At 72.7% G+C, this 16,547-nt stretch carries 19 protein-coding genes and 1 pseudogene; 6 read left to right on the top strand and 14 right to left on the bottom strand.

What is annotated here, in order from left to right:
* Positions 1-134 precede the first annotated feature (134 nt).
* The 3 genes from ACPU2J_RS19765 to ACPU2J_RS19755 all read right to left on the bottom strand — a co-directional run bounded on the left by ACPU2J_RS19765 (position 135) and on the right by ACPU2J_RS19755 (position 3,810).
* Positions 135-683 carry a hypothetical protein gene (locus tag ACPU2J_RS19765; protein WP_399821112.1) on the bottom strand — a complete coding sequence of 183 codons (549 nt, stop codon included), beginning with the start codon at positions 681-683 and terminating at the stop codon, positions 135-137.
* 108 nt (positions 684-791) lie between these two features.
* Positions 792-2,657, bottom strand: coding sequence for an AMP-dependent synthetase/ligase (locus tag ACPU2J_RS19760; RefSeq protein ID WP_423833739.1), 1,866 nt, complete (start codon positions 2,655-2,657; stop codon positions 792-794).
* A 133-nt stretch (positions 2,658-2,790) separates the two neighbouring features.
* A complete protein-coding gene (locus ACPU2J_RS19755) occupies positions 2,791-3,810 on the bottom strand; it encodes a helix-turn-helix domain-containing protein (RefSeq protein WP_423833738.1) in 1,020 nt (339 codons plus the stop codon).
* Between the two features lie 403 nt (positions 3,811-4,213).
* On the opposite strand from ACPU2J_RS19755, the gene ACPU2J_RS19750 reads away from it, so the two are divergent.
* Genes ACPU2J_RS19750 through ACPU2J_RS19740 form a run of 3 tightly spaced genes read left to right on the top strand, consistent with a single transcriptional unit; the run spans position 4,214 to position 6,458 of the window.
* Positions 4,214-4,717, top strand: a complete 504-nt coding sequence (locus ACPU2J_RS19750; RefSeq protein WP_423833737.1) for a hypothetical protein — start codon at positions 4,214-4,216, stop codon at positions 4,715-4,717.
* Entirely contained in the window at positions 4,714-6,114 is a 1,401-nt protein-coding gene (locus ACPU2J_RS19745) for a hypothetical protein (RefSeq protein WP_423833736.1), read from the top strand. Before ACPU2J_RS19750 ends, ACPU2J_RS19745 begins: the two co-directional genes overlap by 4 nt.
* Positions 6,111-6,458 (top strand): hypothetical protein, encoded by a 348-nt coding sequence (locus tag ACPU2J_RS19740; protein WP_423833735.1) that lies wholly within the window; start codon positions 6,111-6,113, stop codon positions 6,456-6,458. The genes ACPU2J_RS19745 and ACPU2J_RS19740 overlap by 4 nt, the downstream gene beginning before the upstream one ends.
* A gap of 90 nt (positions 6,459-6,548) precedes the next feature.
* Here the strand turns inward: ACPU2J_RS19740 and ACPU2J_RS19735 are convergent, their stop codons facing one another.
* The 5 genes and pseudogenes from ACPU2J_RS19735 to ACPU2J_RS19715 form a co-directional block, all read right to left on the bottom strand.
* The gene (locus ACPU2J_RS19735; protein WP_389070792.1) at positions 6,549-7,862 is read right to left on the bottom strand and encodes a dicarboxylate/amino acid:cation symporter; all 1,314 of its coding nucleotides are present in this window, start codon (positions 7,860-7,862) and stop codon (positions 6,549-6,551) included.
* A 378-nt stretch (positions 7,863-8,240) separates the two neighbouring features.
* Entirely contained in the window at positions 8,241-8,627 is a 387-nt protein-coding gene (locus tag ACPU2J_RS19730; protein ID WP_420079957.1) for a DUF4229 domain-containing protein, read from the bottom strand.
* A gap of 56 nt (positions 8,628-8,683) precedes the next feature.
* A pseudogene (locus ACPU2J_RS19725) lies at positions 8,684-9,207 on the bottom strand (N-acetyltransferase family protein).
* A gap of 109 nt (positions 9,208-9,316) precedes the next feature.
* A complete protein-coding gene (mqnE, locus tag ACPU2J_RS19720) occupies positions 9,317-10,480 on the bottom strand; it encodes an aminofutalosine synthase MqnE (RefSeq protein WP_423833734.1) in 1,164 nt (387 codons plus the stop codon).
* Between the two features lie 58 nt (positions 10,481-10,538).
* Complete coding sequence (locus ACPU2J_RS19715) at positions 10,539-10,994, bottom strand: Lrp/AsnC family transcriptional regulator (protein ID WP_361591278.1); 456 nt, start codon at positions 10,992-10,994, stop codon at positions 10,539-10,541.
* A 123-nt stretch (positions 10,995-11,117) separates the two neighbouring features.
* On the opposite strand from ACPU2J_RS19715, the gene ACPU2J_RS19710 reads away from it, so the two are divergent.
* Positions 11,118-11,252, top strand: coding sequence for a hypothetical protein (locus ACPU2J_RS19710; protein WP_263973269.1), 135 nt, complete (start codon positions 11,118-11,120; stop codon positions 11,250-11,252).
* Here ACPU2J_RS19710 and ACPU2J_RS19705 read toward each other — a convergent pair.
* A complete protein-coding gene (locus tag ACPU2J_RS19705) occupies positions 11,249-11,941 on the bottom strand; it encodes a UbiX family flavin prenyltransferase (protein WP_423833733.1) in 693 nt (230 codons plus the stop codon). The two genes, ACPU2J_RS19710 and ACPU2J_RS19705, sit on opposite strands and share 4 nt — an antisense overlap.
* 96 nt (positions 11,942-12,037) lie before the next feature.
* Here ACPU2J_RS19705 and ACPU2J_RS19700 point away from each other — a divergent pair, with 96 nt between their 5' ends.
* Positions 12,038-12,649 (top strand): rhomboid family intramembrane serine protease, encoded by a 612-nt coding sequence (locus ACPU2J_RS19700; RefSeq protein WP_423833732.1) that lies wholly within the window; start codon positions 12,038-12,040, stop codon positions 12,647-12,649.
* 39 nt (positions 12,650-12,688) lie between these two features.
* Here ACPU2J_RS19700 and mqnP read toward each other — a convergent pair whose 3' ends face one another.
* The 3 genes from mqnP to ACPU2J_RS19685 are packed head-to-tail and all read right to left on the bottom strand — an operon-like array spanning position 12,689 to position 15,548.
* Entirely contained in the window at positions 12,689-13,612 is a 924-nt protein-coding gene (mqnP, locus tag ACPU2J_RS19695) for a menaquinone biosynthesis prenyltransferase MqnP (protein WP_361591284.1), read from the bottom strand.
* Positions 13,609-14,094 carry a hypothetical protein gene (locus ACPU2J_RS19690; protein ID WP_365495574.1) on the bottom strand — a complete coding sequence of 162 codons (486 nt, stop codon included), beginning with the start codon at positions 14,092-14,094 and terminating at the stop codon, positions 13,609-13,611. Before ACPU2J_RS19690 ends, mqnP begins: the two co-directional genes overlap by 4 nt.
* Positions 14,091-15,548, bottom strand: coding sequence for a menaquinone biosynthesis decarboxylase (locus ACPU2J_RS19685; RefSeq protein WP_361591287.1), 1,458 nt, complete (start codon positions 15,546-15,548; stop codon positions 14,091-14,093). Before ACPU2J_RS19685 ends, ACPU2J_RS19690 begins: the two co-directional genes overlap by 4 nt.
* A gap of 89 nt (positions 15,549-15,637) precedes the next feature.
* Between ACPU2J_RS19685 and ACPU2J_RS19680 the strand changes: the two genes are divergently transcribed.
* Positions 15,638-15,967: a PLD nuclease N-terminal domain-containing protein gene (locus ACPU2J_RS19680; RefSeq protein WP_423833731.1), complete on the top strand. Its 330-nt coding sequence runs from the start codon at positions 15,638-15,640 to the stop codon at positions 15,965-15,967.
* Positions 15,968-15,980: 13 nt separating this feature from the next.
* Here the strand turns inward: ACPU2J_RS19680 and ACPU2J_RS19675 are convergent, their stop codons facing one another.
* Together ACPU2J_RS19675 and ACPU2J_RS19670 are read right to left on the bottom strand one after the other, a co-directional pair.
* Entirely contained in the window at positions 15,981-16,352 is a 372-nt protein-coding gene (locus ACPU2J_RS19675; RefSeq protein WP_361591290.1) for a cupin domain-containing protein, read from the bottom strand.
* The gene (locus ACPU2J_RS19670; RefSeq protein ID WP_423833730.1) at positions 16,343-16,516 is read right to left on the bottom strand and encodes a hypothetical protein; all 174 of its coding nucleotides are present in this window, start codon (positions 16,514-16,516) and stop codon (positions 16,343-16,345) included. Before ACPU2J_RS19670 ends, ACPU2J_RS19675 begins: the two co-directional genes overlap by 10 nt.
* Between the last annotated feature and the right edge of the window lie 31 nt (positions 16,517-16,547).

Here is a 16,547-nt window from a genome sequence, read left to right as displayed (position 1 = left end):
CCCCAGCGTCAGTCGGGCGCACGCGCACCGCGCGGACACGGTCATCATCCATCGACTTCCGGCCGATGTCATCCGCCTTTGAGGGCGAGAAGCGGAGGGCGAACCTCCACCAGAGGGCCGGTCGGAGGACCGGGTCAGAAGACCATGAGGGCGGCGCCCACCAGGAGTCCGGCCAGTGCGGCCAGCACCATGACGGCCACCAGTCCGGCGAGGGCCGCCAGGAAGTACCCGTCTCCGCTCACGGCCCGGCCGCGGCGGACGCAGGCGGAGAGCCAGGCCGCCAGCGTCAGGAACGGCACCAGCAGCAGGCCGATGCCGGTGCCGGAGTCGAACACCGCGGTGCCGGACAGTTCGTAGGCCCTGCCGCGCGCCGTCCTGACCTCCACCTCCGTACCGGGACGGTAGGTGTCGGCGGCGGTGTCCAGCACGATGTCGCGCGACGGCCCGCCGCCCGTTCTCGGGAGGTAGGAGCCCTCGCAGTCGGTGCCGGTCGTGTAGCCCTCGACGTCGACGGCCTCGTAGCACCGGCCGACCCGGATGACCCCGTCGACGGGCCCCACGCCGAGCATCGCGGCCGTCTGCGGCCCGGCGACCGCCCAGACGAGCCAGCCCGCCACGGCCAGGGTGACCAGCGCCCCGGCTCCGGCCGCGCCCCGCACCGCCGTGCGTACGACACCGCTCATCGCACCCCCTCTCCCCTTGCAGGGTCCCCCCTCGCCCCCCGGGCAACCCCACCGGGGGGCGCCTCGGGCCGCGGCGGGCGGCCGGGAGCCGGTGGCCGGGGCGGGCGGTCAGCCCTCGCGGGGGCCGCGGTACAGCTCGTCGATGCGGTCGGCGTAGTCGCGGGCGATCGCTCCCCGCCGCAGCTTCAACGAGGGCGTCAGATGACCCCGGGCCTGCGTGAAGTCCCCCGGCAGGACGGCGAACCGGCGGATCGACTCGGCCCGCGACACCAGCCGGTTCGCCTCGTCCACCGCCCGCTGGAGGTCGGCCCGCAGCTCCTCGTCCCGGATCAGCTCGCGGATCGGCACGCCCTGCTTCTTGTGCATCTGGCGCCAGTGCATCAGGCCGTCCGGCTCCAGGGTGATCAGCGCGGCGACGTAGGGCCGGTTGTCGCCGACCACCATGCACTGCCCGACCAGGGGATGGGCCCGCAGCCAGTCCTCCAGCGGGGCCGGCGCGACGTTCTTGCCGCCGGAGGTGATGATCACGTCCTTCTTGCGGCCGGTGATGGTGAGGTACCCGTCGGCGTCGAGCTCCCCGAGGTCCCCGGTCGGCAGCCAGCTCCCGTACGGGACGGCCTGCCCGCTGTTCCAGTACCCGGCGAAGACGTGCCGCCCGCCCAGCAGCACCTCGCCGTCCGGAGCGATCCGTACCGCCGTGCCCGGCAGCGGCCAGCCGACCGTCCCGAGCCGCGGCCGCAGCGGCGGGGTCACGGTGCTGGCCCCGGTCGTCTCCGTGAGCCCGTACCCCTCGAAGACCTCGACACCGGCACCGGTGTAGAAGGCGGCGAGGCGGCGCCCGAGGGGGGAACCGCCGCTCAGGATGTAGCGGACGCGGCCGCCGAGCGCGGCCCGGATGCGCCGGTAGACGAGGGGCTCGTAGAGGGCCCGCGCGGCGCGCAGTCCGATGCCGGGCGTCTTGCCCTCGACGCTCTCGCCGATGCTGCGCGCGATGCGCGCGGCCCGGTCGAAGGAGGCGGCCCGGCCCATCTTCTCGGCGGTGGCGCGGGCGGTGTTGAAGACCTTCTCCAGGACGTAGGGGATGGCGAGGAGGAAGGTCGGACGGAAGCCCGCGAGGTCGGCGAGGAGGTCCTCGGTGTCGATGCTGGGCGCGTGTCCGAGCTTGACGCGGGCCCGCAGGCAGCCGATGGCGACCATCCGGCCGAAGACGTGACTGAGCGGCAGGAAGAGGAGGGTGGAGGCGGGATCTCTGCTGACGGATCTGAAGACGGGGTGCAGGAGCTCCACCGCGTTGTCCACCTCGGCGAAGAAGTTGGCGTGCGTGATGACGCAGCCCTTGGGCCGTCCGGTGGTGCCCGAGGTGTAGATGAGGGTGGCGACGGAGTCGGGGGTGCGGGCGCCGCGCCGGGCGTGCACCAGCGCGTCCGGGATGTGCCGGCCCGCATGGACCAGCCGCCCGATCGCCCCGGTGTCGAACTCCCAGAGGTGGGCCAGCCAGGGCAGGTTGCCCCGTTCGGCACTGATGATGCGGGCCTGGGCGGTGTCCTCGACGGCGCAGGCGACGGCTCCGGAGTCCTGGATGATCCAGCGGGCCTGGAGGGCGGAGGAGGTGGGGTAGATCGGTACGGTGACCAGGCCCGCGGCCCATCCGGCGAAGTCCAGGAGGGTCCACTCGTAGGTCGTGCGGGCCATGATGGCGAGCCGGTCGCCCTCGCGCAGCCCTTCGGCGATCAGCCCCTTGGCGACGGCGAGCACCTCCGCGGCGAACTCGGCGGCGGTGACGTCACGCCAGGTCCCGTCGGACTCCTTGCGCGCGAGCACCGCCTCGGCCGGGGCCTGTGCCGCGTTCTCGAAGGGGATGTCCCCGAGGGAACCGTGCGCGGGGACGGCCGCCAGCGCGGGGACCCGCACCTCGCGCACCACCCCGTCGACGACGGTCCTGACGGGCTCCACCAGCTTCGGTACGGTTTCCACGGCGGCGCTCCTCGGCTCGGCACGAGTTGTTACCGCCGGTAATTTACGGAGGGGTAACCCCTTCCGACCAGCCCTCGGACCCCTTCTTCACGGACGCTCCACGCCGCCGCCGCAGCCCCGCCCCGGGGGCTCCTCAGGCCGCGACCTGCGGACAGTCGCCGCAGCGGCCCGGCTCGGGTGCGCGGAATCCGCGGTCGCAGCCGTCGCAGTTCTGCATCGGGTACGTGATCCGGTCGGGGTGGGGCCGGGCGGCCGGCCCGGGGAGCGGGGGCAGGCGCGGCGGGAGCAGCGCGCCGAGCCGGTACGCGAGCACGCCCGCGGGATTCCGCAGCGGTTCGGGCAGGTCCCGGGACAGGGCCCGGGCGACCGCCTCAGCGTCCAGCCCGCGCTCCAGCCAGGCCGCGACGCCCCGGGCGAGCCGCGCCACGTCCCGTTCGGCCAGCAGCAGCCGCGGGTCGCGGCGGCGCAGCCCGGCGAGGAGCTCGGCGGCGGGGTGCGGCGGCGCCGCTTCCGGCGCGGCGAGCGGGAACGCGGGCGCCGGCGGAACGGGACCCGGGGCGAACTGCGGCTCCGGCGGCGGGCGGTGGACACGCGGGGCACCGGCGACACCGGGGGTGCCCGGGCCGTCGAGCACCGGCACACCGGACGCCGCGGCATCGCCCACCGCGCCCACGAGCACCGCGCCGTCGGGCGCCGGGCCATCGGGCCGGCCGACCGCGCGGTGGTCCGGGACACCGGCCTCGGGCCCGCCCCGGGGCGGGCGTCCCGGGCCCTCGTCCGGGGTCGCGGCCCCCGGCTTGTTGTGGAAGTAGGTGCGGGTCACCACCCGCCCGGACGCCAGCCGTTCGCGGCGCCGCTCCAGATAGCCGTGCCGCTCCAGCTCGCGCAGGGCGGCGGCGATCCGGATCTCCCCCTCCGGGAAGCGGCCCGCGAGGACCTTGACGCCGACCGGGGCGCCCTCCGGGAGCGACTGGATGTGGGCGGCGAGACCGATCGCCATCGCCGACAGGCCGGGGTGCTGGAGCAGGTGGTTGCCGACCACCGTGAACCGGCGGGTGTGCCACGTGTTGACGTGGATGACACCGGATCGGGCGGTCCCGGAGCGAAGCCGGGGCGTTTCGCGCGTGGCCGCGCTAGGGTTCTGAGAAGCCATGGGGAAGGTTAGTTCCTTGTTGGTCAGGCCCTCGCCGGGATTGCCGTCCCGTCGGGGGCCGCTTTGGTTCCTGCGGCTGTCGGGGCGAGCATATGCCCGTCAACCCGGCACGAATCCAGCCGAGTTGCCGCCATTCACCCGACCGAGCGACGCGGCCTCCGGTGGGGTGGGGTGGGTCGGTCCTTCCTGATGGTTCCGGGGGTCTTCTGATGTCCGGGCGGGCCGGGTCGCCGCGCGCCGCGACCCGGCCGGCGTCCCGGATCCCCCCTGCGGGACCGCCTTGCCGCTCCCCCGCCGCGTCGCGGTTCCACGGGACCCGGCGGGCCCGGGCACGGGCACGAGCACGGGCACGGCGGAACCGTCCCGGCGCCCGCGGACGTCTCCGTTCCAGATCGCCCTGTACATGACCACCGGCCGTCCGGTCGTCCGGTGGACCGGGCGCGCGACCACCGGGGGGCACATGTCGTTCGACGCGGAATGGGCAGCACACAAACGGGCCGTCCTCGCCCGCCCGTCGCCCGTCGCCCGGCTGGAGCACGAGGCACCCGCGGCCCACGGCGGCCAGGGCGGCCCCGCCGGGAGCCTGCTGGTCGGCGCCCCCTCCCTCAACGGCAACGCCAACCTCCTCGTCGAGATCGCCGCCCTCCTCCACGAGGGCCGCCCCGACGGCGACGCGAGCACCATGGCACGCGCCCCGCGCGCCCACGCCGAGGTCTCCGCCCAGGTGCTGCGCTTCGCCGCCTCCGCCGACGAGCGGCTGAAGGACACGGCCGCCCTCTTCGCCGGTCTCGCCACCCGCCTGCGGACCACCGGCACCGACTTCGCACGGGTCGACGACGACACCGCCGCGGCCTTCCTCGCCCGCGTCGTCGACGAGGGGACCTACGTGAGACCCGAGGCCGGATGAACGGCCAAGCCCACCACGAGGACGTCGCGTTCCTGGCGGAGTGCAGCCCCGCGCTGGTCGAGCGCAACGCGGACGAGTTCCGCAGGCTGCGCGACCTGCTCGTCGAGGTCGCGGAGCCCGCCCGCCGCGCGGAGACCCGTACGCAGTGGCAGAGCGAGGGCAGCCGCACCTACACCGGCCGGCTCGCCGAGGCCCGGCAGCTGGTGACCCACCTGGCCGAGGGCTTCGACCGGGCGGCCGCCGCCCTGTACGCCTACGCCATGGCCCTCACCACCGCGCGGTCCCACTACGACAACGGCAGGCGCTCGGAGCGGGCGCTCGCCGCGCTGATCGCCGCGAAGGGCACCGCCGTCACCCGTACGGCGCAGGCCGCCGAGCCGATGCGCCGGTGGGAGGACATGCGGGCCACCACCGGCCTCCTCGACGGCCTGGCCGAACTCACCCTGGACGTGGACGACATCCGGGAGGAGGCGGACCGGCTCCACGACTGCGCGGGCGACGACTTCCACCGGGCGAGGACCGTCGAGGAGGAGGCCCGCGCCGTGTGCGTGCACGCGCTGCGGCGGGCGCGCGCCCTGCTGCCGGACTACCGGACCGGGGCCGCCGGGCGCCGTCCGGACCTGTACGCGGCGATGGCCGCGCTGCGCGCCGAGGGGGCGGAGGCACGCGGCGGCCCGCTGACCCGCCTGCCGGGCTCCGCCCCCGGACCCGGGACGTACGGCGCGGCCGGCCCCGACGTGCTGGTCTCGCCGCAGTTGCGCGACGTCCGGATGCGGGTGGCGGCGCTGCCGGACGCCGCCGACACCTACTGGACCCCCGTGGTCACCGACGCCATGCAGGCGGACTGGATAGCGCGGAACAAGGAGCTCCTGCGGGCGGCCGCCCTGCACGCGGGCCTCCCCGAGGACCTCCTCGCGGGCGTGGCCTGGCAGGAGATCGGCGGATACCAGCCCGGCTTCCTCGACGACGTGACCGGGGCCCTGCGCGAACAGGCCGCGGCGCCCTGGGGGCTGAGCCCGGTCGCCCCCGAGAACCTCCCCTGGCGGCTCGGCGGCCGCCCCGAGGAGACCTCGTACGGGCCCCTCGCGGTGCAGCTGCGGCGCGGCGCCGAGGTGCTCGGCTACGATCCGGCCCACCTCACCGACCGCCAGCGGGCCGTGGTGGAGGAGGCGCTCCAGGACCCCCGGCAGAACGCCTTCGTCGCGGCCGGTTTCCTGGCCCGGATCAAGGCGGAGTGCGGTCTCGCCGACGTGCCGGCCGACCTGATGACGCCGGCCCAGATGCGCGAGGTCGCCGCGCGCTACAACGGCGGACCCTACTGGGACCTGCCGAAGGCCCAGGGGTACGGCGACCGCTTCGCACACGACCTCGACCGGGCAAGGGACGCCATGCGATGACCGGACTCCGCGCACACACCGACCCGGCCGGAGGGCCACCCGTACGGCCGGCCGGTCCGGGCGGGGACGGCGGCTGCCTCCGCGCGGTCCTCGTCCTCCCGCTGCTCCTCCTCTACACCCCGGCGGTCCTGCTCTGCTGGGCGGCGCTGGCGCTGGAGCCGGAGGCCCCGTACGACGGGATCCGGGAGGACGTCCGGTTCCTGGCCGGGAGCTCGGTGGTCCTGTGCCTGCTGGGGCTGCTCGTCACCATCACCCCGCTGTTCCGCCGCGTCCTGAGCCGCTGGTGGTTCGCCCTGCCCCTGCTCCTGGCGACGGTCGCCCACTTCCGCGGGCAGACGGTCTGACGTCCCGGCGGGCCTTCGGACCGCGTACGCGCCGCAGCCCCCGCCCGGACGGGGGCGGGGGCTGCGGCGCGTGCGGTGGGGCGGCCCGGGTCAGGCGGCGACGGCGACCGGCTCGGGCGTGCGGGCGTCCTCGTCGAGCGGGGAGGCCGAGGCGTTCGCGTAGGCCTCCTTGTCCAGGATCCCCTCGCGGGCCGAGACGATGACCGGCACGAGGGCCTGGCCCGCGACGTTGGTGGCCGTGCGCATCATGTCCAGGATCGGGTCGATCGCCAGCAGCAGGCCGACGCCCGCGAGCGGGAGGCCCAGGGTGGAGAGGGTCAGCGTCAGCATGACGGTGGCACCCGTGAGGCCGGCCGTCGCGGCGGAGCCGATGACCGAGACGAAGACGATGAGCAGGTACTCCTTGATGCCCAGCTGCACGTCGAAGATCTGCGCGATGAAGATCGCGGCGAGTGCCGGGTAGATCGCGGCGCAGCCGTCCATCTTGGTGGTGGCGCCGAACGGGACGGCGAAGGAGGCGTACTCCTTCGGGACGCCGAGGCGCTCGGTGACCTTCTGGGTGACCGGCATGGTGCCGACGGAGGAGCGGGAGACGAAGGCCAGCTGGATGGCGGGCCAGGCGCCCTTGAAGAACTGGACCGGGCTGACCTTGGCGACCGTCGCGAGCAGCAGCGGGTAGACGACGAACATCACCAGGGCGCAGCCGATGTAGACGTCGGCGGTGAAGGTGGCGTACTTGCCGATCAGGTCCCAGCCGTAGGTGGCGATCGCGGTGCCGATCAGGCCGATGGTGCCGATCGGGGCGAGGCGGATGACCCACCACAGGGCCTTCTGGAGGAGCTCCAGGGCGGACTCGGCGAGGTCGAGGACCGGCTTGGCCTTGGCGCCGAGCTGGAGGGCGGCGATGCCGGCGACGACGGCGAGGAAGACGATCTGGAGGACCTTCAGCTCGGTGAACGGCGTGACGATGTCCGTCGGGACGATGCCGGTGAGGAAGTCGATCCAGGAGCCGGTCTTCTTGGGCTCCTTGCCGTCGGCCGCGGTGAGGCCGGTGCCCGCGCCGGGGTCGGTCAGCAGGCCGATGGCGATGCCGATGCCGACCGCGATCAGCGAGGTGATCATGAACCAGAGGAGGGTGCGGGAGGCGAGGCGGGCGGCGTTGTTCACCTTCCGCAGGTTGGTGATCGACACCAGGATCGCGAAGAAGACGAGCGGGGCGATCGCCAGCTTGAGCAGCTGGACGAAGAGGTCGCCGGTCTTCTCCAGGGTGGTGGCGAGCCAGCTGATGTCCTGGCTGCGCGCTATCCAGCCGAAGAGGACACCGAGGGCGAGACCGGCGACGATCTGGGCCCAGAACGGGAAGGTGAAGGAGGCCTTGGCGGGGGCCTGGGGGGACGCGGACACGGACACTCTCCGGAGGTGGCGCACGAAGACAGTGGGGGTGGTTCTGCGGGGTGTTGCGGTGCGGTGGCAGCCAGGGAGGCCCGGCCGGGACCGCTGCTGTATCGATTCAGCTCAACAGCAACAGGCCGCGGACGCGCGGCGGCAGAGGTCGACGTGCAGGCGCGTCACGAGCGGGACGCTCGTGATCATCGGGTGCGCAGCTGTGGTCAACATGTTGAGCACGCTAACACTTCTGCTTTGGGAATCTCAAAGGGGCGCTTTGAGACAGCGGCGCACCACGCCCCCTTGCGCACGCCCGGAAAACGCGACCGCCCCAGCGCTACGGGCGGTTTACCCGGTGCTGGGGCGGTTCGATGTGTGATGAACCCAACTGGTGCGTTACGAGGCGGAGCGGGCCGCGTCGTCCGCCCGGTCCTCCTGGCTGCGGTTCGCAGCGAGCCGCTCCTTCGCACCCGCGACGCGCCCGGAGATCTGCTCGGACATCCGGTCGCGCTCCTTGCGCAGCAGGACGAAGGAGAGCGGGGCGGAGATGACGAGCGCGAGCAGCACGACCCAGGCGGCGTTGGCGTCGCCGAGCCCGGAGGGCACCCAGCCGATCCGGACGAGGACGGCGACGACGACGAGGCATGCGACGAAGATGCCCAGGCGCATCGCGGTGTAGCGGATCGTTGCGCTCGGCTTGAGGGACACGGTGACCCCTTCTCTCTCGTCGTGGTCGTTCGTCGGGGGCGCCCGCCGTCGGGCGGTGCCCGTCCAGTGAAGCACGCCGGTCACCCTGCTCGCCCCGCCGGGGTGCGGGGGCGGGCGGCGCGGCGGGGCCGTCAGTGCAGAGGCAGGAGCATCGTGACGTCGTCCCGGTCGTCGCCGGGGGCCACCCGGATGGCGCCGGGGACCCGGCCGACCTCCTTGTAGCCGCAGGAGGCGTAGAAGCGTTCCAGGCCGAGGCCGCCGCGGCAGCCGAGCCGGATCGCGTCGATGCCGTCGAGGGAGCGGGCGGCGGCCTCGGTCGCGGCCATCAGCTCGCGCCCGTGGCCCTCGCCCTGGAGGCGCGGGTGGACCATCACCGTGGAGGCCCACAGCCAGTGCAGCTGGAGCCGGTGGGTGTTGCGGGCGAGGAAGGCGGTCGCGGCGACCGCGCCGTCCCGGTCGCGTCCGACGACGAGCCGGGTGCCCCCGCCGGCGACGGCGGCGAGCTGCGCGTCGAGCGCGGGGCGGACGTCGTCGGGGGTGACAGGCGCCACGAAGCCCACCGCGCCGCCGCGTTGGTGACGTCGGTCCAGAGCTGCAGGAGTTCCTCGCGCAGGGAGGGGGCGAGGACCGGGTCCACGGTGAAGGTAAGGGCCATAGAGCAAGACTAACCATTACCCGATCTGCGGGTCCAGAAAAAACGGACCCCGGCCCATCGGGGCCGGGGTCCGAAACCGCGTACGGGGCCGGCCGGAGCCGGCGCCGCGTCAGACGCGCATCGCCTGCGGCGTCTCGCGCAGGCCCGCGTCCGGGCCCGGGTACTCGCGGATGATCTCGTAGCGGGTGTTGCGCTCGACCGGGCGGAAGCCCGCCTCGCGGATCAGCTCCAGCAGGTCCTCGCGCCCCAGCTTGTTCGGGGTGCCGTAGTTGTCCGCGTCGTGCGTGATCTTGTACTCGACGACCGAGCCGTCCATGTCGTCCGCGCCGTGCTGCAGGGCGAGCTGGGCCGTCTGCACGCCGTGCATCACCCAGAACACCTTGACGTGCGGCACGTTGTCGAAGAGCAGCCGGGAGACGGCGAAGGTCTTCAGCGCCTCGGCGCCGGTCGCCATCGTGGTGCGCGCCTGGAGCTTGTTGCGCACCTTGCCGTCCTGCATGTCCACGAAGTCGTGCTGGTAGCGCAGCGGGATGAAGACCTGGAAGCCGCCGGTCTCGTCCTGGAGCTCGCGCAGCCGCAGCACGTGGTCCACGCGGTGGCGCGGCTCCTCGATGTGCCCGTAGAGCATCGTCGACGGGGTCTTGAGGCCCTTCGCGTGCGCCAGCCGGTGGATGCGCGACCAGTCCTCCCAGTGGGTGCGGTGGTCGACGATGTGCTGACGGACCTCCCAGTCGAAGATCTCCGCACCGCCGCCCGTGAGGGACTCCAGACCGGCGTCGATCAGCTCGTCCAGGATGTCGGAGGCCGACATGCCGGAGATCGTCTCGAAGTGGTGGATCTCCGTCGCGGTGAACGCCTTCAGCGAGACGTTCGGCAGCGCCTTCTTCAGCTCGGAGAGCGAGCGCGGGTAGTAGCGCCACGGCAGGTTCGGGTGCAGGCCGTTGACGATGTGCAGCTCGGTGAGGTTGTCCGTCTCCATGGCCTTGGCCAGGCGCACGGCCTCCTCGATGCGCATCGTGTACGCGTCCTTCTCGCCCGGCTTGCGCTGGAACGAGCAGTACGCGCACGACGCGGTGCACACGTTCGTCATGTTGAGGTGCCGGTTGACGTTGAAGTGGACGACGTCACCGTTCTTGCGCGTGCGCACCTCGTGGGCGAGGCCACCGAGCCAGGCCAGGTCGTCCGACTCGTAGAGGGCGATGCCGTCCTCCCGGGTCAGCCGCTCGCCGGAGCGGACCTTCTCCTCCAGCTCACGCTTGAGCCCAGCGTCCATGTGCCGGTCGCCTCCTCTGTGCCTTGCCTGTCCTTGTGAACCCTGACCAACCGTACTCTCAGGCTTCCTCGGGCAGCTCGCCGACCCGGTTCTCCCACTTCGTGGAGAGCACGATCGTGGTGCGGGTGCGCGAGACGCCCTTGGTCCCGGAGAGCTTGCGGATGATCCTCTCCAGGCCGTCGACGTCGCTGGCACGCACCTTGAGCATGTAGGAGTCGTCGCCCGCGATGAACCAGCAGTCCTCGATCTCCGCGAGGTCGCGCAGCCGTCGTGCCACGTCCTCGTGGTCGGCGGCGTCGGAGAGGGAGATGCCGATCAGCGCGGTCACGCCGAGGCCGAGCGAGGCGGAGTCGACCGTCGCGCGGTAGCCGGTGATGACGCCGGCCGTCTCCAGCCGGTTGATGCGGTCGGTGACGCTGGGGCCGGAGAGGCCCACGAGACGGCCCAGCTCCGCGTACGAGGCGCGACCGTTTTCGCGGAGTGCCTGGATGAGCTGCCTGTCCACCGTGTCCATTACGTGGAGCCTTCCATTATTCGGCGATCCTGCAAGTCTAGGTATAGAATCTAAGGCACACAGGGGTCAACACCCTGCGATTTCTTTCATCAGATCACTGACGATCTTCAGGAGTGATACACCGTGTTCACGATCGAGATGGCGCACGCACACATGCGACAGCTCCAGGAGCTGGCCAACCGATCCCGAGCCCACCAGCCCGCCGCGGCCGTCCGCGTCGACCGGGCCCGCAAGCCGCTGGGCCGCAAGAAGGCCTAGCCACCGCGGTTCTCCCCCCGGGGAGCGCGGGAGCCTCCCAGCTCCCCCTCCCAGCGGCGGTACAGCCGGTGCGGCACCCCTGCCGCGTCCAGCACCCGCCCCGCGACGAAGTCCACGAGGTCCTGGATGTGCGTCGCGCCCGCGTAGAACGCCGGAGAGGCGGGCAGCACGACCGCGCCCGCCTCGTCCAGCGCCACCAGATGCTTCAGCGTCTGTCCGTTCAGCGGGGTCTCCCGCACCGCGACCACCAGCCGGCGGCGCTCCTTGAGCGTCACGCTCGCCACGCGCTGGAGCAGGTCCTTCGACAGTCCGAGCGCCACCCCCGCCACGCACGCCGTGGACGCCGGGACGATCAGCATCCCCTTCACCGGGTACGAGCCCGAACTCGGGCCGGCGGCCAGGTCCCCGGCACCCCAGTACCGCAGGTCGGCCTCGGCCGTCGGCGCCTCGAAGGTCCCCGGCTTGCCGTCGGCGCCGCGCGCCAGCCACTCCGCGAGGTCCTCGCGCCAGTGCGCGTCCCGGAAGGCGATCCCGGTCTCGTCCAGGAGGGTGAGCCGCGAGGCCCGGCTGACCACCAGGTCGACGCTCTCCCCCGCCGCGATCAGCCCGCGGACCACCGCCGCCGCGTACGGCGTCCCGGACGCCCCGGAAACCCCGACCACCCACGGGGTGCGCTTGCGCTCTGTCATACCTCCGAGACTATCCGGCCACCCCGGGCGGGCACTCGGTAAGGTGTCCGGACGTTCCGGGGAGGGGCGCTTCAAGGTGCTTCAGGGGGAGCGAAGATGAGCACGACGGCGGAGCAGCGCTGGACACGGACCGACCGGGCCAAGGCCGCAGCCCAGCTGATGGTGGGCTGGGTGGCCCTGCTGTGGCTGCTCGAACTGGTGGACCAGCTGACCGGTAACGCACTGGACGGGTACGGCATCACGCCCCGCGACCCGGACCACCTGATCGGCGTGGTGGCCCACCCGTTCCTGCACTTCGGCTTCGGCCACGTGGCCTCCAACACCTGGCCCCTGCTGGTGTTCGGCTTCATCGCCGCGCTCAGCGGCATCCGCCGGCTCCTGGCCGTCAGCACCCTGATCACCCTGGCCGTCGGCGCCGGCGCCTGGCTGGTCGCCCCGTCCGGCACCCTCGGCGACGGTGCCTCCGGACTCGTCTTCGGCCTCTTCGGCTACGTGGTGGTCCGCGGCTTCGTCGAACGCAAGCCGCTGAACGCGCTGACCGGTGTCGCGGTCGCCGCGGTCTGGGGCTCCACCATCTTCTTCGGCGTGCTGCCCACGGACTCCGGGGTCGGCTGGTACGCCCACCTCATCGGACTGGTCGCGGGCGTCGTGACCGCCCTGCGCCTGCCCCGCCCGGCCGCCGGGCCGCAGCAGGCCCTGCCGGCCTGACCGGCGCGGACGCCCGCGGCGGCAGGACCCGCGACGGACTCAGAGGGACAGGCCCCGCAGCAGCAGGTCCGTCAGCGCGCACACGAACAGCGCGATGCCGATGAAGCCGTTGACGGTGAAGAAGGCACGGTTCAGGCGGGACAGGTCGTGCGGCGTGACGATGGTGTGCTCGTAGAGGAAGGCACCGGCGACGACCGCCAGACCGACCCAGAACGGCGCGCCCGCGTCCGTGGCGAGGGCGTACCAGACCAGCAGCGCGGTGGTCACGACGTGCGCACCGCGCGCCCCCCACAGCGCGGCGGGGACCCCGAAGCGGGCCGGGACGGACTTCACGCCCTCCGCGCGGTCGGCCGCGACGTCCTGGCAGGCGAAGATCAGGTCGAAGCCGCCGATCCACACGCCGACCGCGAGGCCGAGGATCACCGCGTCCCAGGACCAGGTGCCGGTGACGGCCAGCCAGGCGCCGACCGGGCCGATCGCCTGGGCCAGTCCGAGGATGGCGTGCGGGTAGTTCGTGAACCGCTTGCCGTACGGGTAGACCACCATCGGGATCACCGCGACGGGGGCGAGGGCCAGGCAGAGCGGGTTGAGCAGGGCGGCCGAGCCGAGGAAGACGACGAGCGCGATGCCGGCGCCGGTCCAGGCGGACCGCACCGAGACGGCTCCGGTGACCAGTTCGCGCCCGGCGGTGCGCGGATTGCGCGCGTCGATCTCGCGGTCGATGATCCGGTTCGCGGCCATCGCGAAGGTCCGCAGCCCCACCATGCACAGCGTGACGAGCAGCAGCGTGCCCCAGTGCACGGTCCCGTCGAGACGGAACATGGCGGTGAGCGCGGCGATGTAGGCGAAGGGCAGCGCGAAGACCGAGTGCTCGATCATCACGAGCCGCAGGAAGGCCTTCACCTTCCCGCCGACCTGCGGAGCCGGTCCGGGCCCGAGGACTCCCTCGGCGGCCGATGTCATCCGAGGGACCTCCGGAACTGTTCGAGTTCGACGCGCAGGTCGCTCGCGGACGACGGTCCGATCTCGACCTCCAGCGGGAGCGTGCCCTCGGCGGGCGGCGGGACCACCGTGGCCAGGAAGGCGAAGCCCTCGCCCGCCGGCCGGCTGTCGAGGCGCAGGACGTCGTGCGCGCCGACGGTGAGCAGCACGGTGGACTCGGCGTCGGGGTCGGCGAGCGCGGCCGCGAGCCGCTCCGCGAAGTCCGCGGCGGCGGCGTCGGTCAGGTCGTCGAGGGCGATCTCCCGGCCCTCGCCGTCCGTGCGGTCGGCGATCAGCTGCCACAGGTCGGACGGGCCGGCGAACTCCTCCGGGGTCACGCCGGCGCGCTCGGCGGCCTCGCGCACCTCGGGCTGCGCCGGGTCGATCGAGGGGCGCACCAGCGCCACGCAGGGGGTGTCGGTACCGATGAACAGGGCGGGGCCGCCCACGGCGATGGGGCTCACAGTCCGTACTCCTTCCAGCGGCGGTCCACGAGGGCCGCCGTCGCGGGGTCGGACTCCACCATGTCGGGCCAGCCGCCGTCGCGCGTGTAACCCTCCTCCGGCAGCTTCTTCGTGGCGTCGATGCCGGCCTTGCCTCCCCAGAACTGCTGGTAAGAGGCGTGGTCGAGGTGGTCGACGGGGCCCTCGACCACGGTGAGGTCGCGGGAGTAGTCGGTGTTGCCGAGCGCCCGCCAGGAGACCTCGTGCAGGTCGTGGACGTCGCAGTCCTTGTCCACCACGATGATCAGCTTGGTCAGCGACATCATGTGCGCGCCCCAGATGGCGTGCATGACCTTCTGCGCGTGCTTGGGGTACTTCTTGTCGATCGAGACGATGGCGCAGTTGTGGAAGCCGCCGGACTCCGGCAGGTGGTAGTCCACGATGTCCGGCACGATGATCTTCAGCAGCGGCAGGAAGAAGCGCTCGGTGGCGCGGCCCAGCGGGCCGTCCTCGGTCGGCGGACGGCCCACCACGATCGACTGGAGCAGCGGACGCCTGCGCATCGTGATGCAGTCGATCTTCAGGGCCGGGAAGGGCTCCTGCGGGGTGTAGAAGCCGGTGTGGTCGCCGAAGGGGCCCTCGGGGAGCATCTCGCCGGGCTCCAGCCAGCCCTCGATCACGACCTCGGCGTTGGCGGGGACCTGGAGCGGGACGGTCTTGCAGTCGACCATCTCGATCCGCTTGCCCGCGACGAAGCCGGCGAAGAGGTACTCGTCGATGTCGCCGGGCAGCGGCGCGGTCGACGCGTAGGTGACGGCGGGCGGGCAGCCGAAGGCGATCGCGACCGGCAGCCGCTCGCCCTTGGCGGCGGCGACGGCGTAGTGGTTGCGGCTGTCCTTGTGGATCTGCCAGTGCATGCCGATGGTGCGCTTGTCGTGGCGCTGGAGGCGGTAGAGGCCGAGGTTGCGCACGCCGGTCTCGGGGTGCTTGGTGTGGGTCAGCCCGAGGTTGAAGAAGGAGCCGCCGTCCTTCGGCCAGGTGAAGAGGGCCGGCAGCAGGTCCAGGTCGACGTCGTCACCGGTGAGGACGACCTCCTGGACGGGCGCGGAGTCGCCCTTCACCTTCTTCGGCGGGACGTGGACCATCGAGCCGAGCTTGCCGAAGGCCTCGCGGACGCCGATGAAGCCCTGCGGGAGTTCCGGCTTGAGCAGACCGCCGATCTTCTCGCTGATCTCGGCGTAGGACTTCAGGCCGAGGGCCTTGAGGAGGCGGCGGTCGGTGCCGAAGACGTTCATGGCCAGCGGCATCGCCGAGCCCTTGACGTTCTCGAAGAGCAGGGCCGGTCCCCCGGCTTTGTTCACTCGGTCGACGATCTCCCCGACCTCCAGGTACGGGTCGACTTCGGCCTTGATGCGCTTGAGGTCGCCCTCCCGCTCCAGAGCCCGGAGCAGCGAGCGGAGATCGTCGTAAGCCATAGGGGTCAGTATCCGTCACCAACTACCCTGGAGGCGTCACCGGGGCCCCCGCGGGCCCGCCGTCACTGCCCGGGAGTCGGTCCCACACCGTGCTGCGCTATCTGCCGTTCCTGCTGATCATCGCGCTGACCATCTACGCCTTCATCGACTGCCTGAACACGCCCGAGGAGGAGGTCAAGCACCTGCCGAAGACGGTGTGGGTGCTGATCATCCTGCTGTTCTCCGTCGTGGGCCCGGTGGTGTGGCTGTTCGCGGGCAAGAAGCGGTCGGTCGTGGGCGGCGGCGCTGCGGGCCCCGGCCGCCGGGGCCGCCGGGCGCAGTGGGTGGCGCCCGACGACAATCCGGAGTTCCTGAAGTCCCTGCGCGACGAGCAGGAGAAGAAGGACAAGGACAAGGACGCCGACCCGGACAAGGACTGACCGGACGACGCCCCTAGCGGGTCCACGGCAGTTCCCGGGGGTGCTCCTCCCCCGGCACGGACACCACGCCGTCCGCGCGCATGGCCACGTACGCCCGGAAGTCCTCGGGGGCGGCGATCCGGCGGAGCGCGCCGGCGGGCAGGACGAGGGTCCGGCCCGCGGCGACCCGTTCGGTGCGGCCGCCGGAGGTGACCTCCAGGGATCCGGCGAGGAGCAGCCAGACCTGTTCGCGGTCGGCGGAGTGCTCGGGGCCGGTGGCGCCGGCGGACATCGCGACGTCCCAGGTGCTCAGTTCGGCGCTGCCGCGACTGGGGGCGGCGAGGCCGGTCATGGTCGCGTTGGGGGTGGCGGTGATGTTCTCGGGGGCGGGGTCGATCACGTGCACGACGGGTTCGCGGCCGCCGCAAACTCGTCGTCCTGACCGCCGCCGCCCGCGAACACCTCGCCGTCGCCGGCCGGATCCTGCACGAGCTGGAGGCGGAACTCGGCCACGGTACCGACCTCGCCGCCCTGCGCCGGGAGCTGGGCTCCGTCGTGCGCACCCTCCACGGCGAGGACGGGCTGCCACCGCTGCGCCCGG

It is taken from the genome of Streptomyces manipurensis, from assembly GCF_049570255.1.
Taxonomy (GTDB): Bacteria; Actinomycetota; Actinomycetes; order Streptomycetales; family Streptomycetaceae; genus Streptomyces; species Streptomyces manipurensis.
This window is presented reverse-complemented; position numbering and strand designations above follow the sequence as displayed.